21 protein-coding genes are annotated in these 25,991 nt (G+C 60.2%); 12 read left to right on the top strand and 9 right to left on the bottom strand.

Features of this window, described 5'->3' with window-relative positions:
- Positions 1–52 precede the first annotated feature (52 nt).
- From HYX42_RS01410 to soxA, 6 genes are all read left to right on the top strand, one after another.
- Positions 53–556: a (2Fe-2S)-binding protein gene (locus HYX42_RS01410; protein WP_293398814.1), complete on the top strand. Its 504-nt coding sequence runs from the start codon at positions 53–55 to the stop codon at positions 554–556.
- On the top strand, positions 553–2,739 hold the full coding sequence (locus HYX42_RS01405; RefSeq protein ID WP_293398813.1) for a molybdopterin cofactor-binding domain-containing protein: 2,187 nt from the start codon (positions 553–555) through the stop codon (positions 2,737–2,739). The genes HYX42_RS01410 and HYX42_RS01405 overlap by 4 nt, the downstream gene beginning before the upstream one ends.
- Positions 2,736–3,191 (top strand): sulfur oxidation c-type cytochrome SoxX, encoded by a 456-nt coding sequence (soxX, locus tag HYX42_RS01400; protein ID WP_293398812.1) that lies wholly within the window; start codon positions 2,736–2,738, stop codon positions 3,189–3,191. Before HYX42_RS01405 ends, soxX begins: the two co-directional genes overlap by 4 nt.
- A 1-nt stretch (position 3,192) precedes the next feature.
- Positions 3,193–3,660, top strand: a complete 468-nt coding sequence (locus HYX42_RS01395) for a SoxY-related AACIE arm protein (protein ID WP_293398811.1) — start codon at positions 3,193–3,195, stop codon at positions 3,658–3,660.
- Positions 3,661–3,763: 103 nt separating this feature from the next.
- On the top strand, positions 3,764–4,087 hold the full coding sequence (soxZ, locus tag HYX42_RS01390; RefSeq protein ID WP_293398810.1) for a thiosulfate oxidation carrier complex protein SoxZ: 324 nt from the start codon (positions 3,764–3,766) through the stop codon (positions 4,085–4,087).
- Between the two features lie 186 nt (positions 4,088–4,273).
- On the top strand, positions 4,274–5,035 hold the full coding sequence (soxA, locus tag HYX42_RS01385) for a sulfur oxidation c-type cytochrome SoxA (protein WP_293398809.1): 762 nt from the start codon (positions 4,274–4,276) through the stop codon (positions 5,033–5,035).
- Positions 5,036–5,325: 290 nt separating this feature from the next.
- On the opposite strand, the gene HYX42_RS01380 is transcribed toward soxA, so the two are convergent.
- Positions 5,326–5,808: a type VI secretion system tube protein Hcp gene (locus tag HYX42_RS01380; protein WP_293398808.1), complete on the bottom strand. Its 483-nt coding sequence runs from the start codon at positions 5,806–5,808 to the stop codon at positions 5,326–5,328.
- Between the two features lie 168 nt (positions 5,809–5,976).
- Here HYX42_RS01380 and HYX42_RS01375 point away from each other — a divergent pair, with 168 nt between their 5' ends.
- The 3 genes from HYX42_RS01375 (at position 5,977) to HYX42_RS01365 (ending at position 8,365) form a co-directional block, all read left to right on the top strand.
- Positions 5,977–7,032 carry an alpha/beta fold hydrolase gene (locus HYX42_RS01375; protein ID WP_293398807.1) on the top strand — a complete coding sequence of 352 codons (1,056 nt, stop codon included), beginning with the start codon at positions 5,977–5,979 and terminating at the stop codon, positions 7,030–7,032.
- 145 nt (positions 7,033–7,177) lie between these two features.
- A complete protein-coding gene (locus HYX42_RS01370) occupies positions 7,178–7,540 on the top strand; it encodes a DUF2917 domain-containing protein (protein WP_293398806.1) in 363 nt (120 codons plus the stop codon).
- 15 nt (positions 7,541–7,555) lie between these two features.
- A complete protein-coding gene (locus HYX42_RS01365; protein WP_293398805.1) occupies positions 7,556–8,365 on the top strand; it encodes an alpha/beta hydrolase in 810 nt (269 codons plus the stop codon).
- 84 nt (positions 8,366–8,449) lie between these two features.
- Here the strand turns inward: HYX42_RS01365 and lpdA are convergent, their stop codons facing one another.
- The 4 genes from lpdA to aceE all read right to left on the bottom strand — a co-directional run bounded on the left by lpdA (position 8,450) and on the right by aceE (position 15,648).
- On the bottom strand, positions 8,450–10,306 hold the full coding sequence (gene lpdA / locus HYX42_RS01360; protein WP_293398804.1) for a dihydrolipoyl dehydrogenase: 1,857 nt from the start codon (positions 10,304–10,306) through the stop codon (positions 8,450–8,452).
- Entirely contained in the window at positions 10,303–10,893 is a 591-nt protein-coding gene (locus HYX42_RS01355) for an MFS transporter (RefSeq protein WP_293398803.1), read from the bottom strand. Before HYX42_RS01355 ends, lpdA begins: the two co-directional genes overlap by 4 nt.
- A 175-nt stretch (positions 10,894–11,068) precedes the next feature.
- Complete coding sequence (gene aceF / locus HYX42_RS01350) at positions 11,069–12,814, bottom strand: dihydrolipoyllysine-residue acetyltransferase (protein WP_293398802.1); 1,746 nt, start codon at positions 12,812–12,814, stop codon at positions 11,069–11,071.
- A gap of 101 nt (positions 12,815–12,915) precedes the next feature.
- Complete coding sequence (aceE, locus tag HYX42_RS01345) at positions 12,916–15,648, bottom strand: pyruvate dehydrogenase (acetyl-transferring), homodimeric type (protein WP_293398801.1); 2,733 nt, start codon at positions 15,646–15,648, stop codon at positions 12,916–12,918.
- Positions 15,649–15,924: 276 nt separating this feature from the next.
- On the opposite strand from aceE, the gene HYX42_RS01340 reads away from it, so the two are divergent.
- From HYX42_RS01340 to folD, 3 genes are all read left to right on the top strand, one after another.
- Positions 15,925–18,462, top strand: a complete 2,538-nt coding sequence (locus HYX42_RS01340) for a PAS domain S-box protein (RefSeq protein ID WP_293399991.1) — start codon at positions 15,925–15,927, stop codon at positions 18,460–18,462.
- 32 nt (positions 18,463–18,494) lie between these two features.
- On the top strand, positions 18,495–19,121 hold the full coding sequence (locus tag HYX42_RS01335; protein WP_293398800.1) for a response regulator transcription factor: 627 nt from the start codon (positions 18,495–18,497) through the stop codon (positions 19,119–19,121).
- 85 nt (positions 19,122–19,206) lie between these two features.
- Positions 19,207–20,061 carry a bifunctional methylenetetrahydrofolate dehydrogenase/methenyltetrahydrofolate cyclohydrolase FolD gene (gene folD, locus HYX42_RS01330; protein WP_293398799.1) on the top strand — a complete coding sequence of 285 codons (855 nt, stop codon included), beginning with the start codon at positions 19,207–19,209 and terminating at the stop codon, positions 20,059–20,061.
- Positions 20,062–20,306: 245 nt separating this feature from the next.
- Here folD and HYX42_RS01325 read toward each other — a convergent pair whose 3' ends face one another.
- The 4 genes from HYX42_RS01325 to carA all read right to left on the bottom strand — a co-directional run bounded on the left by HYX42_RS01325 (position 20,307) and on the right by carA (position 25,746).
- A complete protein-coding gene (locus HYX42_RS01325; RefSeq protein ID WP_293398798.1) occupies positions 20,307–20,753 on the bottom strand; it encodes a DUF4149 domain-containing protein in 447 nt (148 codons plus the stop codon).
- A 2-nt stretch (positions 20,754–20,755) separates the two neighbouring features.
- Positions 20,756–21,232 carry a transcription elongation factor GreA gene (greA, locus tag HYX42_RS01320; protein ID WP_293398797.1) on the bottom strand — a complete coding sequence of 159 codons (477 nt, stop codon included), beginning with the start codon at positions 21,230–21,232 and terminating at the stop codon, positions 20,756–20,758.
- A gap of 100 nt (positions 21,233–21,332) precedes the next feature.
- Complete coding sequence (gene carB, locus HYX42_RS01315) at positions 21,333–24,563, bottom strand: carbamoyl-phosphate synthase large subunit (protein WP_293398796.1); 3,231 nt, start codon at positions 24,561–24,563, stop codon at positions 21,333–21,335.
- Positions 24,556–25,746 (bottom strand): glutamine-hydrolyzing carbamoyl-phosphate synthase small subunit, encoded by a 1,191-nt coding sequence (gene carA / locus HYX42_RS01310; protein ID WP_293398795.1) that lies wholly within the window; start codon positions 25,744–25,746, stop codon positions 24,556–24,558. Before carA ends, carB begins: the two co-directional genes overlap by 8 nt.
- Between the last annotated feature and the right edge of the window lie 245 nt (positions 25,747–25,991).

The following is a 25,991-nucleotide window of genomic DNA, read 5'->3' as shown; positions in this document are numbered from 1 at the left end:
CGATATTCGGCGGCATACCCCACTTTGAAATTTCCCCAAGAGGAGCCCAGCAATGGCACAACTGAATGTCAACGGAAAAGTCCGCCAGTACGAAGCAGAAGAAGACACCCCACTGCTGTGGGTGATACGTGAGCAACTCGGCCTGACCGGCACAAAATACGGCTGCGGCATCGCCCAATGCGGTGCCTGCACCGTGCATATCAACGGCGTGCCCACCCGCAGTTGCGTGCGCCCCGCATCAACGGTCGACGCCAAGGACAAGGTCGTCACCATCGAAGGCCTCTCACCCAATGGCTCGCACCCGGTACAAAAAGCCTGGGTAGCGCTGGACGTTCCGCAATGCGGCTTTTGCCAGTGCGGCATGGTCATGGCCGCCGCGGCGCTGCTGAAAACCACGCCGAAACCCACTGACGAACAGATTGACCAGAGCATCACCAACATATGCCGCTGCGGCAGCTACAACCGGGTTCGCGCCGCCATCAAGTCGGTGGCGCAAGGCGGCAGTACCAAGAGTGCGGGGCTCGCCATCACCCACACAGACGGGAGCGTCGCATGAGCGCCGTTCTGTCATCCCCCAAAGTCTCGCGCCGCGGTTTCCTCGGCAGCACGGCAGGCGCAGGCCTGGTCGTCGCCCTTCACATCCCTTTTGCAGGCTCTGCCAATGCCCAGGACGCGATGCCACCCGAGGTCAATGCCTGGGTCGTCGTCAAGCCTGATGAAACCGTCATCATCCGCATAGGTCGCGTTGAAATGGGCCAGGGCACGCTGACAGGCCTGGCGCAACTGGTAGCTGAAGAGCTCGACTGCAACTGGGCGAAAGTCAAAACCGAGTACCCGACGCCGGGCCAGAGCCTGGCACGCAAACGCATCTGGGGCGACTTCGGTACCGTGGGCAGCCGTGGCGTGCGCCAGTCGCACGACTACATGCGCAAGGGCGGCGCAGCTGCAAAGATGATGCTGGTGCAGGCTGCAGCCGACGGCTGGAAGGCCTCCCCTGCCGACTGCACCGTGACCAATGGCGTCATCACCCACACGCCTAGCGGCCGCAAGACGACCTACGGCAAAGTGGCAGTTGCGGCAGGCAAACTGACGCCGCCCGACGTGGCCACCATCAAGGTCAAGGACGTCAAGGACTGGAAGCTGGCCGGCAAACGCCTGGCGCGGCTGGACACCGCCGACAAGGTCACGGGCAAGCAGGTCTACGGCATGGATGTCGTGCTTCCCGGCATGCTCAACGCAGCGATCAAGGAATGCCCCGTCTTCGGCGGCAAGCTCAAAAGTTTTGATGCGTCCGCCATTGAAAAGCGTGCTGGTATCAAGAAGGTGGTGCGCGTCGGCGATACCGCCGTAGCCGTGGTGGCTGACACCTGGTGGCGTGCCAAAAGTGCACTTGATGCCATGCCCATCGTCTGGGACAACGGCTCCAGCGAAAAAGTCTCCAGCGAAAGCATCGCCGCCATTCTGAAAGCCGGGCTGGACGCCCCTGAAGGCGCGGTCGGCAATTCAAACGGTGATGCGCGCGCCGCCATCGCGTCAAGCGCACGCAAGATCGAGGCGGTGTATTCCTACCCCTTCCAGAACCATGCGCCCATGGAGCCCATGAATGCCACGGCCAAATGGACACCCGAGCGCTGCGAAGTCTGGGCGCCGACCCAGAACGCAGAGGCTGCTCTGGCGGCATGCTCTGAAGCGGCCGAACTGCGTCAGACCCAGTGCGATGTGTACCGCATGCACCTTGGTGGCGGTTTTGGCCGGCGCAGTTTTACCGATTACGTGACGCAAGCTGTGCGCATCGCCAAACAGATGCCAGGCACGCCCGTCAAGCTGATCTGGACGCGTGAAGAAGACATGACCCAGGGCCGTTACCACCCGGTCACCCAGTGCAAGATGACCGCGGGCCTTGATGACCAGGGCAACATCACCGGACTGCACATGCGCATCTCTGGCCAGTCCATCCTGGCCAGCGCCATTCCACAGGCTGTCGTGAACGGCAAGGACCCTGCCGTCTTCCAGGGCCTGAACGCGCCCGGCCCGGAGGCCTCCATCGGCTACACCTTCCCCAACCTGCTGGTAGACCACGCCATGCGCAACACGCATGTGCCGCCCGGCTTCTGGCGCGGCGTGAACCTGAACCAGAACGCGATCTACCTCGAGTCCTTCATGGACGAAATCGCGCTCGCCACAAAGCAGGACCCGCTGGCCCTGCGCCGCAAGATGATGGCCAACCACCCCAAGCATCTGGCCGTTCTCAACGCTGCGGCCGAGCGCGCGGGCTGGGGCAAGCCATTGCCCGCGGGGCACTTCCAGGGCATTGCGCAGACCATGGGCTTCGGCAGTTATGTTGCTGCGGTGGCCGAGGTGTCCGTCAACCCCGAGGGCAAGCTCAAGATCCACCGCATCGTGGCAGCGACCGACTGCGGTTACGCCGTGAATCCGCAGCAGATCGAGGCGCAGGTTGAAGGCTCGTTTGTATACGGCCTGTCGGCTGCGCTGTATGGTGAGTGCACGGTGAAAGACGGCAAGATAGAGCAGACCAACTTCAACACCTATCAGGTCATGAAGATGGACGAAATGCCCAAGGTCGAAACGGTCATCGTTGCTTCAGGCGGCTTCTGGGGCGGTGTGGGCGAGCCCACCATTGCCGTGGCGGCGCCGGCCGTGCTCAATGCCATTTTTGCGGCAACGGGCAAACGCGTACGCGACCTGCCGCTGAAAAACACCAGCCTCAAAAAGGCATGAGGCCGCGGTTGTGCCTGGCCGTTTTTGCGGTTGCCTTCTGGCTTCCGCTGATGACAGCCACGGCGCAGCCTGCAAACATCTCACCGGCCATCGTCGGTGACACCATCCCCGTACCCCTTACAGCTTCGCTCGGTGACGCCGCGCGCGGGCGTGCCATCGTCGCCAACCGGCAGGTAGGGCTTTGCCTGCTCTGCCACACCGGCCCCTTTCCTGAAGAGCGCTTTCAGGGCAACCTGGCACCCGATCTGTCGGGTGCTGGTTCTCGCTGGTCTGAAGGCCAGTTGCGCCTGCGGCTGGTCGACGCCACGCGCCTGAACCCGCAAAGCATCATGCCGGCCTACCTTCGCAGTGACGGCTTCAATCGCGTAGCCCCGGCATTTCGCGGGCAGAGCATACTCAATGCACAGCAGATAGAAGACGTGCTGGCTTTTTTACGGACGCTGAAGAATTGACATGAACAGCAAAGCTTCAAATCACACTCGCCGCTATGTACTGGCCGGTGCCGCCGCACTGGGCGCCAGTGTGGTGCTGCGCCCTGCCCTGGCGGCTGCAGGCGACCTGGAAGTTGCGATTGCCAACTACACATCGCGCGCGCCCATCAAGGCAGGCAGGGTCCACATCGACATCGCCGAGCTGGTGGACAACGGCAACGTCGTCCCCATCACTGTGACCGTGGCCAGCCCCATGACGGCTGCAGACCATGTCAAAAGCATTGCCATCTTCAACGAGAAAAATCCGCAGCGCGACGTCGCCAGGTTTGTACTCGGCCCGCGTGCCGGCAAGGCCAGCGTGACGACCCGCATGCGGCTGGCTGCCACGCAGAAGCTGGTCGCGGTGGCGCAGATGAGCGATGGCAGTTACTGGTCTCATTCGGTAGACGTGATCGTGACGGTCGTCGCATGTATAGAAGGGGAAGCATAAATGAGCCCCCACGTTCACTCACTGCGTGTAGTTCTCTGCCCCCCGGGGGGGCCGTTGCTTGCTCGGGGCGGCCCTTCGCTGCGCGCATTCTTCGGGAATTGACATGGCACGCACCCTCATCAACATCCCGGCAACCGCAAAGCGCGGCGAGATCATAGAGATTCGCGCCACCATAGGTCACCCCATGGAAACCGGCTTTCGCCCCGACGACAACGGCAAGACCCTGCCGCGCAACATCATCCAGGCCTTCACCTGCAAGTACAACGGCGAGCAGGTTTTCAGCGCCGAACTGTTCTCCGCCATTTCGGCCAACCCCTACATCGCCTTCTACACCACGGCCACGGAAAGCGGCAACTTTGTGCTGAACTGGGAAGGCGACAACGGCTTCACGCAAACCGAGACTGTGGCCATCACCGTCACGGCATGAGCACGCGGCCCGCCTGTCATCCCACATGTCTTCGCCCCTCCCCGGCTGTCATCCCGGACTTGAGGAGCCTGCCCCGGGCCACGACCCGGGGGGATCCATCCCCGGCGGCGCGTGCATTCCAATGCGGGTGCATGGATTGCGGGTCAAGCCCGCAATGACAGACTTTCCGAAACAGACGCCAATACGATGATCCGGTTTGCCCTCCTTTTGCTGGCGCTGGCAAACCCGGCCTTCGCCCAACCTGCAGACACCCGCCGCCAGGGCTCCGAATTCATGGGCGCCTCAACGCAGGCCATGCAGAAAGACGATGCGCTCAACCCCGGCATGCTGTGGGTGAAGGACGGCGAGGCGCTGTGGCAAAAAGCGGCGGGCCTGAGTGGCAAGGCTTGCGTCACCTGCCACGCGGCGGCATCCAGCTCCATGAAGGGTGTGGCGGCGCGCTACCCGGCGTTCGACGAAGTGCTCAAACGGCCCGTCACGCTCAGCCAGCGCATCAACATCTGCCGCCAGAAACACCAGCAGGCCGACCCGCTGCGCTTTGAGTCGCAAGACCTGCTCAGCCTCGAGAGCTACATTGCCCTGCAGTCACGCGGTCTGCCCATGACACCAGCTGCAGACAAACGGCTGGAGCCCTTCAGGCAACTGGGCGAGCAGCGCTTCATGCAGCGAATGGGCCAGCTCAATCTCTCATGCGCGCAGTGCCACGACAGCAACGCCGGCGGGCGGCTGGGCAGCAGCATCATTCCGCAGGCCCATCCCAACGGCTACCCCGTGTACAGGCTTGAATGGCAAACCATGGGCTCGCTTCAGCGCCGCCTGCGCAACTGCATGAGTGGCGTGCGCGCAGAACTGTTTGCTTATGGTTCGAGTGAACTGGTCGAACTGGAGGTCTACCTGGCTGCGCGTGCCACCGGCATGGTGATGGAGGCACCGGGGGTCAGGCCCTGAGCCAGAAGTACCTGAATCGCCGGATTTAATGCATACGGCAAAAATTTGACGTATACATTAAAAATTATCAACAAGGCCCTTCCTGAAGCTCTTCAAGGTCAAAAAAGCTCGCCAAAATGCCTGAAAAGACCTGTTTTCAGGCATCAAATCGGCCCTCGGGCCAATAAACACGCACGTGAGCAGCTATCATTTAAATAGCAAAATCCACCCTTCACTGTCACGTTTGGTGCCCCGGCCACGCCCTGACGCCACAGAAGCCACCTATTGCGTGCAGGAGGCGGATCAAGCGCTCAGGCCGGGCTGTTGGTCTTCATGTCCCACTTGCCGACGGCCGCACCTGCCAGCGCCGAATCCGCTTTCTGCGCTGTGTAATTCCACTGGATAGCCGTGAAGTTGAGCGTGATCGTCTCTGCAGGCTTGTCGCCGCCAGAGGACGCTGCACTGACACTGGAGATCATCACGTCCTTGAGCGTATAGACGATCAAGGGCATGAACGTGCCGGACTCGTTGCGCCCAACCGTGACCGTACCGTCGCCGATCTGCCGGCCCTCACAGCAGTACTGGTTGAGCACGGGCGAGGACCCGTCCATGTATTTCGAGAGGGTGAAGTCCTGCACGTTTGGCCTGCCGGATGTACGCTCCTTGCTGGAGACATCGCCGGTCATCTGCATTGCAACCGCATGGCTGTATGACAGGCATTCGATCCTGTCCTCATACCCCGTCAACAGGCACTCTCCGGCGACGCCGGGCAAATCCAGAAGAATGACATCCACTTCAGTATCCTTTTAATGAGGTAAGGGGTGATACGGCCGGCCTGCGCGAGGGGCGCGTCAACCGGCAGCGACCGATGGGCTTTCGTGGCAGCGTGCACAGCATACCCGTACATGCCATTCCAACCCCGGCTCAAGTAAACTGACCATTCCGAAGCCCGCGGGTTCCAAATGACACTGCAACAAGACATACGCTTTTGCACAAGTGCAGACGGCGTGAAGATAGCAAGCACATCTACGGGCACCGGCTTCCCCGTGGTTCGGGCCGGAACCTGGCTTAGCCACCTTGATTGTGATGCCCGTCATGAAGAGCCTCAGGCTTACATACGTGCGCTCAGCCGGGGCTTTTCCTTCGTGCGTTACGACTCGCGAGGCTGCGGTCTTTCGGATCGCAAGGTGCCTTCGCTGACCTTTGAAGACGCGGTCAATGACCTGGAAGCCGTCGTAGCGTCCAGGGGGGTGAAGAAGTTTGCGTTGCTGGGCATGTCCATGGGCGCAGCGATTTCAGTCGCCTATGCCGTGCGCCATCCGGACCAGGTGTCTCACCTGATTCTGCTCAGCGGCTTTGCAACGTCTGTTTTCAGCACGCCAAACGTCAGTCAAAAAGCCATTGATGAGGCTGAGCTGGTTATAAAAAGCGCCGAAGTAGGCTGGAACAGCCCCAGGTCAATCTTTCGCAAACTGTTCGTAGCCCAGTTGCTCGGCAACGCAACCCCTGAGCAGCAGCGTGAAATGGAAGAACGCATGCAGTTGTCCATGACGGCAGAGATGGCGACGGCGTACCTGCGAAAAAATTTCTCCATCAACGTGAGGGATCTCTGCGCGCAAGTGAACGTGCCCACACTGGTTTTTCATTGCCGAAAAGATGAAATGATCGGTTTTGAACAGGGGCGCAAGATGGCGTCGCTGATCCCCGGTGCCCGCTTTGTGGCGCTGGAGGCTCAGGGCCACATCCTTCTGTCCACCGAACCAGCCATGCAGGTTTTTGAGGCTGAACTCGGCACCTTTCTGGGCAGGACCGGCCCTTCACCCCAACTCACCCTGAGACAAACCGAAGTCCTGCGCGCCGTGGCCCACGGACGTACAGACAAGGAAGTGGCCAAAGCCCTCAATCTGAGCCCTCGCACCGTAGAGATGCATATGTCAGGCGCCATGAAGGCACTGGGCTGCTCGACCCGGGCCGAGGCCGTGCATCGCGCAGGGGCTCTCAGCCTGCTTGACGGCTGACGTTACAGGGCTGACCCGGGCTCCGGCCGTCGGCTACGGTAAGCACTGCCGTAGTCAGGATGAACACTTACCGTAGTACGCACACTGGCGCGGCCGGGCTGTGAAAACCATACTTTCTCCATCAGCAACACCAGCGGAGAAGGTCATGAACATCGCCATACATGCAGCCATACAGACAGCCATCAACAGCGCCATTCACGACAGCCGTTCTATCGGCAGGTGGTTACGCACGAACGCCTTCAGCGGCATATGTCAGAGCGGACAGGACACCGGCACACGCCCCGGCATTCAGGAACTGGCCACGAACAGGATTCTGGAGATCAAACAGGCGTTGGGAATCACCATTGAATGCCTTGAAGGCTCTGTCTGGGTTACGCTGGATGGTGAAATGCGCGATGTGATTCTTGCCGCCGGGCACAGCTTCAATGTGGACCGCAATCAGCGTACCTTGATTCAGGCCCTGGATACGGCGCGCGTCCGGCTGATTCACCCGCCCTGCACCCTTTGAAAAGGAACTGGCATCATGACCGCACATCCCCAGGCTACGGTGGAATATCAGGAAACCGGTCATGGACAGGCCATCGTTTTTGTGCCGGGCTCGTTCTCCACCGGATCTTCATGGCGCAATATCAGTACGCCCCTGTCTGAACGTTATCGCACCGTCACCACCAGTTTGTCTGGCTATGGAAAAACCCAGGAACGCCGCAGACCTGGAGGCACCCACATTGAGGATGAGATGGACGTTCTCGAAGCTGTTCTGGAAACAGCCGGTACTCCTGTGCACCTGGTGGCTCACTCATTTGGTGCCTGGGTCGCTTTGGCATTTGCCACACGTCGCAATCCGAAATTATTGAGCATGACACTGCTGGAGCCGACGGCTTTCAATCTGCTGGGTCTGGGCGGCGAATCTGCCCTGAACCAGGAAGTCCACACCATGACAGGCCGTTACATGACTGAGTGGGAAAGTGGCAATCAGAAGGCGGTACGTCACGTCATCGATTTTTATGGCGAGGCCGGAACTTTTGATGCCTATCCCCCTGCGTTGCAGGAAAAGCTGGTCGGCTACACGCCAACCAATATCCTTGACTGGAAAACCGGCTATGCAGACTCCATCAAACCCGCAGACCTTGACACCCTGAAAGTACCCACACTTGTGGTGTGCGGCGGGCTGAGCCATATGGCCATGCAGCGGTGCAACCAGCTGCTTGTGGACCACCTGCCTCAGGCGCGATTCATGACACTGGAAGGTGCGAACCATTTCATGGTGGCAACGCACGCGCCAGACTTGACGCACGCCATAGAACACCACATTCGCTCAATTGGGGGCGGCTGACATTTTCAACACCTCAGCGAGACCGATTGCAAAAAACCCGAACCGGTGAAGGTTCAGGCTTTTTACTGAGTTTGTAGCAATTGGCTATTTGCGCGCAGGCGGCAGATCCGTACATGAGCCATGCGCCACTTCCGCCGCCATGCCAATGCTCTCGCCCAGCGTCGGATGCGGGTGAATGGTCTTGCCAATGTCAACGGCGTCAGCACCCATCTCGATCGCCAGCGCGATCTCGCCAATCATGTCGCCGGCGTGGGTGCCGACAATGCCGCCGCCCAGAATCTTGCCGTGGCCATGGGCTTCTTCGCTGTCGTCGAACAGCAGCTTGGTGAAACCTTCGTCGCGGCCATTGGCGATTGCGCGGCCGGATGCCGTCCATGGGAACAGGCCCTTTTTGACCTTGATGCCCTGTGCCCTGGCCTGGTCTTCTGTGAGGCCCACCCATGCCACTTCAGGGTCGGTGTAGGCGACGCTTGGAATCACACGTGCATTGAAGGCGGCACTGGCGAGCTCCTTGTTGCCTTGCAGTTCACCGGCAATCACTTCAGCGGCCACATGCGCTTCGTGCACGGCCTTGTGCGCCAGCATGGGCTGGCCGACGATGTCGCCGATGGCAAAGATGTGCGGCACGTTGGTACGCATCTGGATATCGACCGGAATGAAACCGCGGTCGCTGACCGTGATGCCGGCCTTGTCTGCGGCGAGCTTTTTTCCGTTAGGTGTACGGCCCACCGCCTGCAGCACGAGGTCATAGGTTTGCGGTGCAGGCGCGGTACCGCCAGCCTCTGCCGCTTCAAACGTCACTTCAATACCGGCCGCAGTCGCCTTGGCACCCACGGTTTTGGTCTTCAGCATGATGTTGTCAAAACGCGGCGCATTCATCTTTTGCCAGATTTTGACCAGGTCGCGGTCGGCGCCCTGCATGAGGCCGTCCATCATTTCAACCACATCGAGCCGCGCACCCAGGGTGGAATACACGGTGCCCATTTCAAGCCCGATGATGCCGCCGCCCAGGATCAGCATGCGCTTGGGGACTTCCTTCAGCGCGAGCGCGCCGGTGGAATCGACCACGCGTGGATCATCCGGCATGAAAGGCAGGCGCACGGCCTGCGAACCAGCGGCGATGATGCAGTTCTTGAAGGCGATGGTCTGCTTCTTGCCCGACTTCTCCTGTGCAGTGCCTGAGGTTTCCTCAACCTGCAGGTGATGCGAGCCGACGAACTGACCGAGGCCGCGCACGACGGTGACCTTGCGCATCTTGGCCATGGCGGTCAGTCCGCCAGTGAGTTTGCCGACGACTTTTTCTTTATGGGTGCGCAGCTTGTTGATGTCGACAACCGGCTCTGCAAAGCTCACGCCCAGGCTTTCGAAATGCTTGACCTCGTCCATCACGGCAGCCACATGCAGCAGCGCCTTGGACGGAATGCAACCGACGTTGAGGCAGACGCCGCCCAGGGTGGCGTAACGCTCCACCAGCACGACCTTGAGGCCGAGGTCGGCTGCGCGGAACGCAGCCGAATAGCCGCCCGGGCCTGCGCCCAGGACGAGCACATCGCATTCGAGATCGGCTGTACCGGCAAAGCTTGAGGCCGTTGGAGCAGCAGCAGGTGCGGGAGCTGCGGCCGGAGCCGGTGCAGATGCAGGTTTGGCTGCTGCGGGTGCAGAAGCTGGTGCTGCGGGCGCTGCCGCAGCAGCTGCGCCAGATGCCTCAATCGACAGAACGACCGATCCTTGCTTGACCTTGTCGCCGAGCTTGACCTTGATCTCTTTCACCACGCCGGCGGAGGACGAGGGAATCTCCATGGAAGCCTTGTCGCTTTCCACGGTGATCAGGCTCTGGTCGGCCTTGATGCTGTCGCCGGGCTTGACCAGCAATTCGATGACGGTCACTTCGTCGAAGTCGCCGATGTCAGGCACCTTGATGTCGATAAGGGATGCGCTCATTTGGAGGCTTTCAATTTGAGGGTGAACACTTCCACCGGCCCGGCGGAATTTTTATCGAACTCGCAGCCGGCGTTCATGCCGGCGATGGCGACCTCGCGTGCGGTTTTTGATTTGTCCCAGGCGGCATGCATGGCACCCAGCGCGAAGCTGCGTCCAGAGCCTATGCCCCAGAACTCCTTGAACTCAAAGACTTCGCGGTAGCTGTAGAGGCCAAAAATGCCGCTGGCATTGGCAATCACCGTCGTGAACTGGCTGGACTCATAGGGGTCGTTGTCGTCTTCCTTGGTCTGCAGGAAGAAGGTGTCCTTGAGCAGCGGGTGCAGCTTGATGAAGGTGTCGAAGACTTCATCGCGCGAACCCAGCTTGAGCTGATCTTTCGGCAACGCAGCCATGGCCTTGCGCAGCGCCGGGAAATGCGCGACGGTGCCAGCCATGCCCACATAGCTGATGCCAGCGGGCGTGTCGACCTTGAATATCTTGCTGTTGGCTTCAAACCGGTGGCCCAGGCTGGTGTCCCCAAAGGTCACCAGCGTGTCCGCTGCAATGGCGACCTGCCCTGCTTTTTTTACGACTACCAGCGTTGTCATGGTGCAGTGCGCAGCGCAGGGCCGCCCCAAGCAAGCACAGCCCCCGAGGGGCTGGAGCCCGCGGCTCCAAACCTGCCTGCGCAGGTTTGGAGGGGCGACAGAGGTGAAGCGTCTCGCGAACCGCGGCCTGCAAGGCCTCGCGCATTACACGAAGTGAAAAGCGTGGGGGCCATATTTACAGCAGTACCCGGCGGAAATCTCCGAGGATTTGTCCGAGGTAGGCATTGAAGCGCGCGGCAGAGGCACCGTCGATCACGCGATGGTCCCAGCTCAGCGACATCGGCAGCATCAGGCGCGGCTGGAAAGCCTTGCCGTCCCACACCGGCTCCATCTGGCTCTTGCAGACGCCGAGGATGGCGACTTCAGGTGCATTGATGATGGGCGAGAAATAACGCCCACCAATGCCGCCCAGCGAAGAGATGGTGAAGCAGGCACCCTGCATGTCGCCAGGGCTCAATTTGCCATCGCGCGCTTTCTTGGCGAGTTCGCCCATCTCCTGCGAGATCTGCACAATGCCCTTCTTGTCGGCGTCCTTGATGACGGGCACAACGAGGCCGTTCGGGGTGTCTGCGGCAAAAGCAACGTTGTAGTACTGCTTGAGCACCAGCTGGTCGCCGTCGAGCGAGGCATTGAACTCTGGGAACTTCTTCAGCGCAGCAACCGAGGCCTTGATGAGGAAGGCCAGCATGGTGATCTTGATGCCGGCTTTCTCATTCTCCTTGTTCATCAGCACGCGGAAGTTTTCGAGCTCGGTGATGTCGGCATCGTCGTGGTTGACGACGTGCGGAATCATCACCCAGTTGCGGTGCAGGTTGGCGCCGCTGATCTTCTTGATGCGCGACATATCCTTGCGCTCGACCGGACCGAACTTGGTGAAGTCGACCTTGGGCCATGGCAGCAAATCGAGACCTGCGCCGCCACCGCCTGTGGATGCAGGTGCTTTTGCGGCCTGCGCCTGGGTGCGGGTGCTGCCGTCCATGACGGACTTGGTAAAGGCCTGAACGTCTTCAACCGTGATGCGGCCTTTGGGGCCCGCACCTTTGACCTCTGACAGTGGCACACCGAGCTCACGCGCGAACTTGCGCACAGAGGGTGATGCATGCGGCAGGCTGCCGGTGGGCGCGGCCGTGGGTTCGTGCGCAGGCAGTGAGGCAGCCGGTGCAGATGCCTGGGCCGGCGTGGGAGCAGGTGCAGCCTGCGCGGCAGGTGCCGGCGCGGGAGCTGTTGCCGTTGCAGCCAATGGCGCTGCGGCAGCAGGTGCTGCGGCTGAAGTGCCTTCAAGTATGGCCAGCAGGTCACCGATGTTGACCTTGTCGCCCATCTTGACCTTGAGCTCTTTGAGCACGCCGGCCGACGAGGAAGGAATCTCCATCGAGGCCTTGTCGGACTCGACGGTCACCAGGGACTGCTCGGCCTTGATGGTATCGCCGGGCTTGACCAGCACTTCAATGACGGTGACGTCCTTGAAATCACCAATGTCGGGGATGCGTACTTCGATCGGGCCTGACTTTGCGGCGGGTGCTGCTGCGGGCGCGGGTGCTATGGCCGCGGGAGCGGCCGGAGCTGGAGCGGCTGCGGCGGCGGAAGCAGGTGCCGGGGCTGCCTGAGCTGGTTTTGCGCCCTCCCCCTGGGGGGAGGGTTGGGGAGAGGGAGAGCCCACTGCTCCTGGCAAGGAGCTCGCGCTTGTGCTTTCAAGCACAAGTACGAGAGATCCTTGCTTGACCTTGTCACCGAGTTTTACCTTGATCTCCCTGACGACGCCCGCCTGTGAGGACGGGATTTCCATCGACGCCTTGTCCGACTCGACCGTCAGCAGCGACTGGTCTGCCTTGATGGTGTCGCCCGGCTTGACCAGCAACTCGATGACCGTGACCTCATCAAAATCGCCAATATCCGGAACCTGAATGTCTACCAATGCCATGTTATGCCTCCTGCCGAGCCGCCTGAAAGGAGGCATGCGCCCCCGCTGGGGGCAGCGAATGAATATGAGTGTGTGGGTTCAAGGTTTGTCTCCGCTCTGCTTCAAGCGTAAAGAGGGTTGATCTTGTCGGTCTGTATGCCGTATTTCTTGATGGCTTCAGCAACCCTGGCGACCGGCACCGTGCCGTCTTCGCTCAGGGCCTTCAACGCGGCCAGTACGATGTAGTGGCGGTTGATCTCGAAGTGCTCGCGCAGCTTGCTGCGGAAGTCGCTTCGGCCAAACCCGTCGGTGCCCAATACTTTGTAGGTGCGGCCCTTGGGTATGAAGGGGCGGATTTGATCCGTATATGCCTTCATGTAGTCTGTCGATGCTACCACCGGGCCGGTCGTTGTCGACAGCTGCTGCGTCACGAAAGGCACGCGTGGCGTGTCTGTCGGGTGCAGCAGGTTCCAGCGGTCGGCGTCCTGGCCGTCGCGGGTCAGTTCGTTGAAGCTCGGGCAGCTCCAGACGCCTGCTGAAACACCCCAGTCTTTTTCAAGCAGTTCCTGCGCAGCGATGCTTTCGCGGAGGATGGTGCCGCTGCCCAGCAGTTGCACCGTGGGTGCCTTGGCTGCCAGGGCCGGGCCATGCTTGCACAGGTACATGCCCTTGATGATCTGCTCTTCGGTGCCGGGCTGCAAGCCGGGCATGGCGTAGTTTTCGTTCAGCAGCGTCAGGTAGTAGAAGACGTTGTCCTGGCGCTCGACCATGCGCTTGAGGCCGTGGTGCAGGATGACGCCGACTTCGTGCGCAAAGGTCGGGTCGTAGCTCACGCAGTTGGGGATGGTGTTGGCCAGGATGTGGCTGTGGCCGTCTTCATGCTGCAGGCCTTCACCATTGAGCGTGGTACGGCCGGAGGTGCCGCCCAGCAGGAAGCCGCGCGCCTGCATGTCACCCGCAGCCCAGGCCAGATCGCCAATGCGCTGGAAGCCGAACATCGAGTAATACACATAAAACGGCACCATGATGCGGTTGCTGGTGCTGTAGCTGGTGGCAGCGGCAATCCAGCTGCTCATGCCGCCGGCTTCGTTGATGCCTTCCTGCAGGATCTGGCCCTTGGTGTCTTCCTTGTAGTACATGACCTGGTCTTTGTCGACCGGGGTGTACTGCTGGCCGGCAGGGTTGTAGATGCCGATCTGGCGGAACAGGCCTTCCATGCCGAAGGTACGTGCTTCATCCACCAGGATGGGCACGACGCGCGGGCCCAGGGCCTGGTCGCGCAGCAGCTGTGTCAAAAAGCGAACATAGGCCTGTGTGGTCGAAATTTCGCGCCCTTCAGGCGTGGGCTCCATCACCGACTTGAAGGTGTCAAGCGCAGGCACGGTGAAGCTTTCATCGGCCTTGGTGCGGCGATGCGGCAGGTAACCCCCGAGTGCCTTGCGGCGCTCGTGCAGGTATTGCATTTCAGGGGTGTCGTCTGCTGGCTTGTAAAACGGAATGTCGGCCAGCTGGCTGTCGGGAATGGGAACATTGAAGCGGTCACGGAAGGCCTTGATATCCTCGTCCGACAGTTTTTTGGTCTGGTGAACGTTGTTTTTGCCTTCGCCAATCTTGCCCATGCCAAAACCCTTGACGGTCTTGATCAGGAGCACCGTCGGCTGGTCTTTGTGGTTAACCGCCGAGTGGAAAGCGGCGTAGACTTTCTTGGAGTCGTGACCACCACGGCGCAGGTCAAAAATTTCCTCATCGCTCATGTGCGCTACCATCTCAAGGGCCTTGGGGTGCTGGCCGAAGAAATGTTTGCGCACGTAGGCACCATCATTGGCCTTCATGGCCTGGTAGTCGCCATCGGGGGTGTCCATCATGATTTTCTTCAGGATGCCATCCTTGTCACGGGCCAGCAGGGGGTCCCAGCCACTGCCCCAGATGAGTTTGATGACGTTCCAGCCAGCGCCACGGAACTCGCCTTCCAGCTCCTGGATGATCTTGCCGTTGCCACGCACCGGACCGTCAAGGCGCTGCAGGTTGCAGTTGATGACGAACACGAGGTTGTCGAGCTTTTCACGCGCGGCGAGACCAATCGCACCCATGGATTCGACTTCGTCCATCTCGCCGTCGCCGCAGAACACCCAGACCTTGCGGTTTTCGGTGTTGGCAATGCCGCGTGCGTGCAGGTACTTGAGGAAGCGCGCCTGGTAAATCGCCATCAGCGGGCCGAGACCCATGGAGACCGTGGGGAACTGCCAGAACTCGGGCATGAGTTTGGGGTGTGGGTAGCTCGACAGGCCCTTGCCATCGACTTCCTGGCGGAAGTTGAGCAACTGCTCTTCAGTCAGCCGGCCTTCAAGGTATGCACGCGCATAAACGCCTGGTGACACATGGCCCTGTATGTAGAGGCAGTCGCCGCCGTGGTTTTCACTCTCGGCATGCCAGAAGTGGTTGAAGCCTGCGCCAAACAGGCTGGCCAGCGACGCGAAAGAACCGATGTGGCCGCCAAGGTCACCGCCGTCGGCAGGGTGCAGGCGGTTGGCCTTGACCACCATGGCCATGGCATTCCAGCGCATGTAGGCGCGAAGGCGCCCTTCGATTTCAAGGTTGCCGGGCGCGCGTGCTTCCTGGTCTGCCTCAATCGTGTTGACGTAAGCCGTGTTGGCCGAGAAAGGCATGTCTATGCTTTTCTGGCGGGCATGTTCCAGGAGTTGTTCGAGCAGGAAGTGGGCGCGTTCAGGGCCTTCGCTCTCGATGACGGCGGACAGCGCGTCCATCCACTCGCGGGTTTCCTGGGTGTCCTTGTCCAGCGCGTCGTTCGCGGCGGCGTTCAGGCTGTCACCTGCATTGCTAGGGTTGGCGGCCATGTTTGTCTCCTGCTTGAATACTCTGTGGTTTAACCCGTTACGGCTTCAGCCTGCCCGGGCGCAAAGCTTGTCTCCAAACGAGTTTTAACCCAATTTGGATTCAAGTCTCCAGTTTCCCACAATATTTGCCAAATTTCAAATTGTGCTTTTTGATTTCATATTAAGAAATTTAAAAAGCGGCGTAATGTAATTCGTAATGCTCAAGGCCAGAGGGGGATACACCCCTGCAGCAGACATCTCACTTAAACTGCTGGCGTGTCCACCCCCCTTCCGCCACTGCCGCCAACCGCCCTGCTTCCGTCAGCAGCATCACCAGCGTGGTGGAGTCACTGGTGGCGCAAACAATCGCCCTCGCGGCAGGACCGGTTCATCACACTGGGCCCCCTGCTGGCGGTCATTCTTTTTCTGGCCGCCGTCATCGCTGCTTTTGGCTACCTGCGCATTGAGGAAATAGACCGCGAACGCCAGGCCGTCAGGCGCGACGTTGAATATGCCCAGCAACGCCTGCGCCTGCGCCTGCTGGAGCGGCAGGAGCAGCTGATGCGCATAGGGCGCGACATCTCCAACAAGGAAATCGACCGCGAAGAGTTCATCCTGCAGGCGGAGTCGCTGGTCAACCAGTACCCGGAACTGCTGGCGGTGACCTGGGTGGATTCAAAGCGCAAGGTCGTGGGTTTGTATGTATCCGCCAGCGCCAACGTCGCGCAGGTCAGGGTCGCCGGCGAGCAATTGAAGGCCGGCGAAACGGACGGTACCTATGGCCTGGCCCGCGACCTGCGTCAGCCCGTGTACTCGCGCCCACTGAATCCGAACGACAGCAGCGGCTACAACGCACCGGTATTGCAGATCGTGGTTCCGCTCGACAGCCAGGGAAAGTTCGATGGCGTGATCATGGGCGAGTACTCCATTGACGGGCTGCTCCGTTTTGGCGTACCGACTGAAGTCACCGCCAAATACGCGTTCATGCTGGTGGACGATAAAAATCGCGTGCTGGCGGGCAACATGCCCCCGCCGCGCAATCCGGCTGCCAGGCTGCTGCCCTGGTCAGACGATGCCGCTGAATACGAGATACCTGTGTCTCCCGTGGGCAATGGGCTGCTCATCAGGGCCCAGGGCTACAGAACCTCACTGGGTGTTGTAGGCAGCGGCTTTTTCTGGCTGGTAAGTGCCCTGAGCGCCATCACTGTGTGGATGCTGCTGGGCACCTGGCGCCACACGCGCAGGCGCGTGCAGGCCCAGCAGGCGCTCATCACCGAAACGAACTTCCGGCGGGCGATGGAAAACTCCATGCTGACCGGCATGCGTGTGCTGGACCTGCAGGGCCGCATCACCTACGTCAACCCGGCCTTCTGCCAGATGACGGGCCTGACCGAAGCGGAACTGGTCGGCTGTACGCCTCCCTTTCCGCACTGGCCGGAAGCAGAGATCGACACGCTGATGGCGCGCCTCAATGACGAACTGAACGGCCGCACGCCGCCGTCGGGTTTTGAGGTCAAGGTCAAGCGCAAGAACGGCCAGGTTTTCGATGCGCGTCTTTATGTCTCACCGCTGATAGACCCGCGCGGCCAGCAAACCGGCTGGATGACGTCCATGACCGACATCACCGAACCGAGGCGCATTCGTGATGAACTGACAGCGTCTTATGAACGCTTCACCACCGTGCTTGAAGGGCTGGACGCTGCCGTGTCCGTGGCGCCTCTGGGCAGCGAAGAGCTGCTGTTTGCCAACAAGCTTTACCGCTCATGGTTTGGCGGTGAGGTGTCCGGCCACATGAACCTGATCGCCCAGGCCGGTGTGCCTGCAACGGCGCCCACCGACGATGCACTGGATGCCGTCGATGGCCTGGCGGGTTTCCCTACCGACACGCTGACAGACGCGCAGACAGAAAACGCCGAAATATTTGTGCCTGAGCTCGGCAAATGGCTGGAAGTGCGCTCGCGCTACCTGACCTGGGTGGACGGCCGCCTGGCCCAGATGGTGATCGCCACGGACATCACCCCGCGCCGCCATGCCGAGGAGCAGGCCGCCCTGCAGAACGAACGCGCGCAAAACGCCAGCCGCCTCATCACCATGGGCGAGATGGCTTCCAGCGTGGCGCATGAACTGAACCAGCCGCTCACGGCCATCAACAACTATTGCAATGGCATGGTGTCGCGCATCAAGAGCCAGCAGATCAGCAATGAAGACCTGCTGGGTGCGCTTGAAAAAACCGCAAAACAGGCGCACCGCGCCGGCCAGATCATCCAGCGCATACGTGCGTTCGTCAAACGCAGCGAGCCCAACCGCACGCTGTCTGACGTGGGCACCATGGTCAACAACGCCATGGAGCTGGCCGACATCGAACTGCGCCGCCACAACGTGCGGCTGTCGCACTACATTGCGGCGCGACTGCCCGAGGTGATGGTGGACCCCATCCTGATCGAGCAGGTCCTCATCAACCTGATGAAAAACGGGGCGGAGTCCATTGAGCAGGCCCACCTGCCACCGGCAAGGCGCAGCGTTGAAATGAGGGTGGTGCCCAAACACATCGAGGACCAGGCCGTGGTCGAGTTCTCGGTGCTGGATTCTGGCCGCGGCCTGTCGCCCGAAGTGATGGGCCGGCTCTATGAAGCCTTTTATTCCACCAAGGCGGAAGGCATGGGCATAGGCCTGAAGTTGTGCCGCAGCATTGTCGAGTCCCACCAGGGCCGGATGGAGGCCGAGAACCTCTACAATGGCGAGGAAGTTGTGGGCTGCCGGTTTACCTTCTGGATTCCCGTTACACCCCTGCTTTCACCGCTGCCCCCTGCTACCGATAACGTAGCACTGACCTGACTTCATTCAGCAACTCACAGAGAAAGTTTGGCATGAGCTTGATCCCCAAAAAAGGCACGGTCTACGTCGTTGATGATGACGAGGGCGTACGCGACTCCCTGCAGTGGCTGCTTGAAGGCAAGGACTACCGGGTCCGCTGCTATGACTCCGCTGAAACCTTTCTCTCACGCTACGACCCGCGCGAAGTCGCCTGCCTGATCGTGGACATCCGCATGGGCGGCATGACCGGCCTTGAACTGCAGGACAGGCTGGTTGAACGCAAGTCCCCCCTGCCCATCGTGTTCATCACTGGCCACGGCGACGTGCCCATGGCGGTGAACACCATGAAAAAGGGTGCGATGGACTTCATCCAGAAGCCCTTCCAGGAAGAAGCCCTGGTCAACCTGGTCGAACGCATGCTGGAGCAGGCCAAGGAAGCCTTCAGCGACTTCCAGCAGTCAGCCAGCCGCGACGCCCTTCTGGCCAAGCTGACATTGCGCGAAACGCAGGTGCTGGAGCGCATCGTCGCCGGCCGCCTGAACAAGCAGATCGCTGACGACCTCGGCATCAGCATCAAGACGGTAGAGGCGCACCGCGCCAACATCATGGAAAAGCTCAACGCCAACACAGTGGCCGACCTGCTCAAGATCGCACTTGGAAGCAACGCACCAAAGGCCTGACACACGGCCTGCCCGTTTTTAAAGCGCCACGCGCCCGTAGCCCCGATAGCTGCGGGCGTTTTCATTTCAGGAATTGATCAACAACATGACCGCCCAACTCATTGACGGCAACGCCCTTTCAAAACAAATGCGTACCGAAGTCGCCCAGCGTGCGGCCGCCCTGCGTGCCAAGGGCATCACACCCGGCCTGGCCGTGGTGCTGGTCGGCGAAAACCCTGCCAGCCAGGTGTATGTGCGCAACAAGGTCAAGGCCTGCCAGGACAATGGACTTCACTCTGTACTTGAACAGTACCCCGCCACCCTCAGCGAAGCCGACCTGCTGGCCCGCGTTGATGCGCTGAACAACGACCCGGCCATCCACGGCATCCTGGTGCAATTACCTCTGCCGGCACATATAGACGCGCAGAAAGTCATCGAATCGATTTCACCCGCCAAGGACGTGGACGGCTTTCACGTCGCCAGCGCCGGCGCGCTGATGGTGGGCCAGCCAGGCTTCTGGCCCTGCACGCCTTACGGCTGCATGAAGATGCTGGAGAGCATTGGCTACGACCTGAAAGGCAAACACGCGGTGGTGATTGGCCGCAGCAACATCGTCGGCAAACCCATGGCGCTCATGCTGCTGCAGAAAAGTGCCACCGTCACAATTTGCCACAGTGCGACCAAAGACCTCAAGGCCATGACGCTGCAGGCGGACGTGATTGTTGCGGCTGTCGGCAAGCGCAACGTACTGACCGCCGACATGGTCAAACCTGGTGCGGTGGTGATCGACGTGGGCATGAACCGCAACGACGAAGGCAAGCTCTGCGGTGATGTGGACTTCGAAGGTGTCAGCGAGGTTGCCGGCTACATCACACCCGTACCAGGCGGCGTGGGCCCCATGACCATCACCATGCTGCTGGTCAACACGCTGGAAGCTGCCGAACGCGAAGCCGCTGCCTGAGCCTTCAGATACCCAGAGGCTCAATTTTTAACGTATACGTTAAAAATTGAGAAAATGTTAAGTTGGGTATTAACATTTTGCCAATTTGAAGGCTGGGCAGGCTCGAAAACCTGAAAAAAAGGCCCCAAAAAGCCATTTTCAGGCACCAAATCGGGCTGCAGCCCTTTAAATACGCACGTGAGCAGCTATAAATTAAATAGCACGAAGCATTAAAATTCGTGCCAATCCGTCATGGGATACGCGTTTCAGGACTGGCTGGATGCCGCCTGAGGTGAGGAGCGGGATAGCAGCCAGAGCGTGGCGCCTGCGCACAACCACTGCAGCACATACATGGCCGTCCCCAGCCCGTGCCAGAGCTTGAGGTTGCTGCCATCAGAACGCGCACTGACGATGCGCGGCGACACGCCGAATTCGACCAGCGCAGCCAGCAAAAGGCCGGCAACGATGAATTTCATCACCGTCGGCACCTTCAGCGCGCCCGTGTCAGGATCTTTCCTGTTCAGCGCCAGCAACAGCAGAAAGCCGCAGGCGATGCTGACCCAGGTCTGGGCGCTAAAGAGTTTGGCAGCCATGGCGCCCGCCATCGCCGGCGTGGCCAGATTGGCGAACAGCATGGGAACGACGAGAAAGCCCAGGGTAGTCAGGCTGCCCCACCAGAGGGCGGCGGCGATGATGGGCAAACTCCGGCGCATCTTTAGATGTACATCACCGCAATGATTTCGTAGCGCTTGATGCCGCCCGGGGCTTGAACCTCGGCGGTGTCACCCTCGTCCTTGCCAATCAGCGCACGCGCAATCGGCGAGCTGATGTTGACCCGGCCGAACTTGATGTCGGCCTCGTCCTCGCCCACGATCTGGTAGGTGACCTTGTCGCCGGTATCTTCATCTTCCAGCTCGATGGTGGAACCAAAGACAACCTTGCCGCCCGCGTCGAGCTCCGACGGGTCGATGATCTGCGCGGCAGACAACTTGCCCTCGATTTCCTGGATACGCCCTTCGACAAAACCCTGCTTGTCCTTGGCGGCATCGTATTCGGCGTTCTCGCTCAGGTCGCCCTGGGCGCGCGCTTCCGAGATCAGATTGATAACCGTTGGGCGCTCTACCGTCTTGAGCTGGTGCAACTCGGCCTTGAGCTTTTCAGCGCCGCGTTTGGTGATGGGTATGGTTGCCATGTTTTCTGCTCCTGAAAAAGCGAAACCGCCACCAGTCACCTGGCGGCGGCGTTTCTAATCTGCCTCAATTTTAATCCAAATGACTCACGTCATACGGGCGTCACGCCAGCTGGGCATGCATCTCCTGGACGGAGATAACGCTCAGGTTGTCCAGATATTTCATGCCTTCCACAGCAGCCTCGGCTCCAGCGATGGTTGTAAAGGTGGTCACCCGCGCAAGCAGCGATGACGTGCGGATCTGCCGGGAATCGGCAATCGCATTGCGACGCTCTTCCACGGTGTTGATGACCAGGGCGATTTCCTCGTTCTTGATCATGTCCACCACGTGCGGACGGCCTTCAGTGACCTTGTTGACGACGGTGCATGCGATTCCCGCAGCCTGGATGGCCGTGGCCGTGCCCTTGGTGGCCACCAGGTCGAAATTCAAAGCGACCAGCGCACGGGCCACCTCAACTGCACGTGGCTTGTCGTTGTTCTTGACGGTGAGGAACACCCTGCCCGATTTGGGCAGTTTGGTACCCGCGCCGAGCTGGGATTTGACAAAGGCCTCACCGAAGGTCTTGCCGACGCCCATGACCTCACCGGTCGACTTCATCTCAGGCCCGAGGATGGTATCCACGCCCGGGAATTTCACGAAGGGGAAGACGGCTTCCTTCACACTGAAATAAGGCGGCGTGACCTCGTTTTTGATGCCCTGCGACGCCAGCGTCTGCCCGACCATGCAGCGGGCAGCCACCTTGGCCAGCTGGATGCCGGTGGCCTTGCTGACAAATGGCACGGTACGCGAGGCGCGTGGATTGACTTCCAGTACATAGATGACGTCCTTGCCATCGATGTTCTGGATGGCAAACTGCACGTTCATCAGGCCAACAACATTCAGCGCCTTGGCCATGGCCGCGGTCTGGCGCTTGATTTCAGTGACGGTTGCAGCACCAAGCGAGTACGGCGGCAATGAGCAGGCGGAATCACCGCTGTGCACGCCAGCCTGTTCGATGTGCTCCATCACGCCACCAATAAAGGTCGCACCGGCAGCGTCGCGGATGCAGTCGACATCACATTCGATCGCATCGTTCAGGAAGCGGTCGAGCAGCACGGGCGAATCATGGCTGACCTTGACCGCTTCGCGCATGTAGCGCTCCAGGTCGCGCTGCTCGTGCACGATCTCCATTGCGCGGCCACCCAGCACATAGCTGGGGCGAACCACCAGCGGATAGCCGAGCGCGGCAGCCTTTTCAAGTGCTTCAGGTTCGGTGCGCGCCGTGGCGTTGGGCGGCTGGCGCAGTTCAAGCGCATGCAGCAGCTTCTGGAAGCGCTCGCGGTCTTCTGCGGCGTCAATCATGTCAGGCGAGGTGCCGATGATGGGGACGCCATTTTTCTCAAGATCAAGCGCCAGCTTCAATGGCGTCTGGCCACCGTACTGGACGATCACACCGAAAGGTTTTTCCTTGTCGACGATTTCAAGCACGTCCTCAAGCGTCAGCGGTTCGAAATACAGACGGTCAGAGGTGTCGTAGTCAGTTGAAACGGTCTCAGGGTTGCAGTTGACCATGATGGTTTCGTAACCATCTTCACGCATGGCCAGCGCGGCATGCACGCAGCAATAGTCAAACTCGATGCCCTGGCCGATGCGGTTGGGCCCGCCACCCAGCACCATGATCTTTTTCTTGTCGGTAGGCGCGGCTTCGCACTCACTGCCTTCGGCCTCATAGGTCGAGTACATGTAGGCCGTGTTGGTTTCAAACTCTGCCGCGCAGGTGTCCACACGTTTGTACACAGGGCGTACGCCCAGCGTACGGCGCTTTTCGCGAATGGCTGTGTCTGTGGTCTTGAGCTGCTTCGCAAGACGGCGGTCGGAGAAACCCTTCTGCTTGAGCGCACGCAGGGTGACTTCGTCAATCCTGTCGAGTGTCGTCGTCTCAAGTTCAAGCTCGATCTTCACGATCTGTTCAATCTGCACGAGGAACCAGGGGTCAATCCTGGTCAGTGCGAACACTTCGTCAACGCTCATGCCCATGGCAAATGCGTCACCCACGTACCAGATGCGGTCAGGGCCAGGTGCACCAAGTTCTTTTTCAAGAACTTCGCGATCCTGCGTTTTCTCGTTCATGCCGTCGACACCGACCTCAAGGCCGCGCAGGGCCTTCTGGAATGACTCCTGGAAGGTACGGCCCATGGCCATGACTTCACCCACAGACTTCATCTGCGTCGTCAGGCGCGAATCGGCAGCCGGGAATTTCTCGAATGCAAAACGGGGGATCTTGGTGACGACGTAGTCAATGCTGGGCTCGAAACTCGCAGGCGTCGCGCCGCCGGTGATTTCATTGCGCAACTCGTCCAGCGTGTAGCCGACTGCAAGCTTGGCAGCAACCTTGGCAATCGGGAAACCGGTGGCCTTGGATGCAAGTGCGGAGGAGCGCGACACCCGCGGGTTCATCTCGATCACCACCATGCGGCCGTCGACCGGGTTGATGGAGAACTGCACATTGGAACCGCCGGTGTCCACGCCAATCTCGCGCAGTACCGCGAGCGATGCATTGCGCAGGATCTGGTATTCCTTGTCGGTCAGCGTCTGCGCCGGGGCCACGGTGATGGAGTCACCCGTGTGCACGCCCATGGGGTCCAGGTTTTCAATCGAGCAGACGATGATGCAGTTGTCGGCGGTGTCACGCACCACTTCCATCTCGTACTCTTTCCAGCCGAGCAGGGATTCTTCAATCAGCAGCTCGTTGGTCGGCGAGGCTTCCAGGCCACGCTTGCAGATGACTTCAAACTCTTCCGAGTTGTAGGCGATGCCACCGCCGGTGCCGCCCAGCGTGAAGCTGGGACGAATGACCGTCGGAAAACCCAGAGTCTTCTGCACTGCCCACGCTTCGTCCATGCTGTGCGCGATGCCGGAGCGGGCAGAACCCAGACCGATTTTGGTCATGGCGTCCTTGAACTTCAGGCGGTCTTCGGCCTTGTCGATGGCTTCGGGTTTGGCGCCAATCAGCTCGACCTTGTATTTGTCCAGCACGCCGTTGTGCCAGAGGTCCAGCGCGCAGTTAAGCGCGGTCTGCCCGCCCATGGTCGGCAGGATGGCGTCGGGCTTCTCTTTGGCGATGATTTTTTCAACCGTCTGCCAGGTGATGGGCTCGATGTAAGTCACGTCGGCCGTTGCCGGGTCCGTCATGATGGTCGCCGGATTGCTGTTGATCAGGATGACCTTGTAGCCCTCTTCACGCAGCGCCTTGCAGGCCTGTACGCCGGAGTAGTCGAACTCGCAGGCCTGGCCGATGATGATGGGGCCGGCGCCGATGATGAGAACCGATTTGATGTCTGTGCGCTTAGGCATTCTTCTTCTCCAGGGCCTGTTCCATCAGCGCGGTGAAACGGTCAAACAAATACGAAATGTCATGCGGGCCGGGCGATGCCTCAGGGTGCCCCTGAAAGCAGAACGCCGGCTTGTCGGTACGGGCCAGCCCCTGGAGCGTGCCGTCAAACAGGCTGATGTGCGTAGGCCTCAGGTTGGCCGGCAGGCTTTTTTCATCGACTGCAAAACCATGGTTCTGGCTGGTGATGCTGACACGGCCGTTGTCCAGATCCTTGACCGGGTGGTTGGCGCCGTGGTGGCCAAACTTCATTTTGAAGGTCTTTGCACCGCTGGCCAGCGCCATGATCTGGTGCCCCAGGCAAATACCGAAGGTCGGGATGCCGGTTTCAATCAGTTCACGCGCGGCGGCAATCGCATAATCGCAAGGTTCGGGATCACCCGGCCCATTGGCCAGGAAAATGCCATCTGGCTTGAGCTTGAGCACATCGGCCGCAGGCGTCTGCGCGGGCACAACCGTGATGCGTGCACCGCGTTCAGCCATCATGCGGAGGATGTTCTTCTTCACGCCGAAGTCAAATGCTACGACGTGAAATTTGGGTGTGATCTGCACGCCGTAACCCGAGCCCAGCTTCCACTCGGTCTGGGTCCACTCATAGGTTTGTTTGACAGAGACGACTTTGGCCAGGTCAAGCCCAGCCATGCTTGGCGCAGCGCGCGCGGCAGCGACGGCTTTCTCAATGGCCGCCTGGCTCATGGCCTCACCTTGCGCCAGAGCCAGGATGCAGCCATTCTGGGCGCCATTGGTACGCAAGAGGCGGGTCAGCTGGCGGGTATCTATGCCCGCAATCGCCACAGTGTTTTCCTTGACCAGGTATTCGGACAGGGTCATGGTCGATCGGAAATTGGATGCCAGCAAAGGCAGGTCCTTGATGATCAGGCCGGCGGCAAACACCTTGCTGGCTTCAACGTCTTCAGCATTGATGCCGTAGTTGCCGATATGGGGATATGTAAGGGTAACGATCTGCTGGCAGTAACTCGGATCCGTGAGGATTTCCTGATAACCGGTCATGGCGGTGTTGAACACCACCTCACCGACGGTGGAGCCGGCGGCTCCAATCGAATTGCCGATAAAGACCGTGCCGTCTGCAAGCGCCAGTATGGCGTGCGGGGGTTGGGTGTGGCTCCCCTGTAGAGACAAAAGCACTGGGTTCTCCGGTTTGGTTACGGTCCGCCCAAGCGTGCACAAGAAACTTCTCAAACGAGAGTCTTCGGGCTGCTTTTGTAAGGGTGTTTGCTTTGTATGCGCTCGGGCGAAGCTGTGTTTTGAAAAGCCCTTGATTATATATCGCCCCCACGGTCGCTCACTTCGTGTAGCTCCCTGCCCCCCGAGGGGGCCGCTGCGCCTGCGGCCTGGCGAAGCCAGTTCCGCGGCCCCTGCTTGCGAAGAAG

The organism is Polaromonas sp., from assembly GCF_016185115.1.
In the GTDB taxonomy this organism is placed as follows: domain Bacteria; phylum Pseudomonadota; class Gammaproteobacteria; order Burkholderiales; family Burkholderiaceae_C; genus Polaromonas.
Note: the sequence above shows the minus strand (reverse complement) of the source record. Positions and strands in the feature narration are given on the sequence as shown.

Excerpts from the sequence above, each read along its gene's own strand:
- HYX42_RS01365 (WP_293398805.1), top strand. The coding sequence starts at position 7,556 with ATGACCGCACATCCCCAGGCTACGGTGGAATATCAGGAAACCGGTCAT.
- folD (WP_293398799.1), top strand. The coding sequence starts at position 19,207 with ATGACCGCCCAACTCATTGACGGCAACGCCCTTTCAAAACAAATGCGT.
- HYX42_RS01410 (WP_293398814.1), top strand. The coding sequence starts at position 53 with ATGGCACAACTGAATGTCAACGGAAAAGTCCGCCAGTACGAAGCAGAA.
- HYX42_RS01375 (WP_293398807.1), top strand. The coding sequence starts at position 5,977 with ATGACACTGCAACAAGACATACGCTTTTGCACAAGTGCAGACGGCGTG.
- HYX42_RS01335 (WP_293398800.1), top strand. The coding sequence starts at position 18,495 with ATGAGCTTGATCCCCAAAAAAGGCACGGTCTACGTCGTTGATGATGAC.
- HYX42_RS01405 (WP_293398813.1), top strand. The coding sequence starts at position 553 with ATGAGCGCCGTTCTGTCATCCCCCAAAGTCTCGCGCCGCGGTTTCCTC.
- HYX42_RS01355 (WP_293398803.1), bottom strand. The coding sequence starts at position 10,893 with ATGACAACGCTGGTAGTCGTAAAAAAAGCAGGGCAGGTCGCCATTGCA.
- greA (WP_293398797.1), bottom strand. The coding sequence starts at position 21,232 with ATGGCAACCATACCCATCACCAAACGCGGCGCTGAAAAGCTCAAGGCC.
- HYX42_RS01370 (WP_293398806.1), top strand. The coding sequence starts at position 7,178 with ATGAACATCGCCATACATGCAGCCATACAGACAGCCATCAACAGCGCC.
- soxX (WP_293398812.1), top strand. The coding sequence starts at position 2,736 with ATGAGGCCGCGGTTGTGCCTGGCCGTTTTTGCGGTTGCCTTCTGGCTT.
- aceF (WP_293398802.1), bottom strand. The coding sequence starts at position 12,814 with ATGGCATTGGTAGACATTCAGGTTCCGGATATTGGCGATTTTGATGAG.
- HYX42_RS01325 (WP_293398798.1), bottom strand. The coding sequence starts at position 20,753 with ATGCGCCGGAGTTTGCCCATCATCGCCGCCGCCCTCTGGTGGGGCAGC.
- carB (WP_293398796.1), bottom strand. The coding sequence starts at position 24,563 with ATGCCTAAGCGCACAGACATCAAATCGGTTCTCATCATCGGCGCCGGC.
- aceE (WP_293398801.1), bottom strand. The coding sequence starts at position 15,648 with ATGGCCGCCAACCCTAGCAATGCAGGTGACAGCCTGAACGCCGCCGCG.
- HYX42_RS01395 (WP_293398811.1), top strand. The coding sequence starts at position 3,193 with ATGAACAGCAAAGCTTCAAATCACACTCGCCGCTATGTACTGGCCGGT.
- soxA (WP_293398809.1), top strand. The coding sequence starts at position 4,274 with ATGATCCGGTTTGCCCTCCTTTTGCTGGCGCTGGCAAACCCGGCCTTC.
- soxZ (WP_293398810.1), top strand. The coding sequence starts at position 3,764 with ATGGCACGCACCCTCATCAACATCCCGGCAACCGCAAAGCGCGGCGAG.
- lpdA (WP_293398804.1), bottom strand. The coding sequence starts at position 10,306 with ATGAGCGCATCCCTTATCGACATCAAGGTGCCTGACATCGGCGACTTC.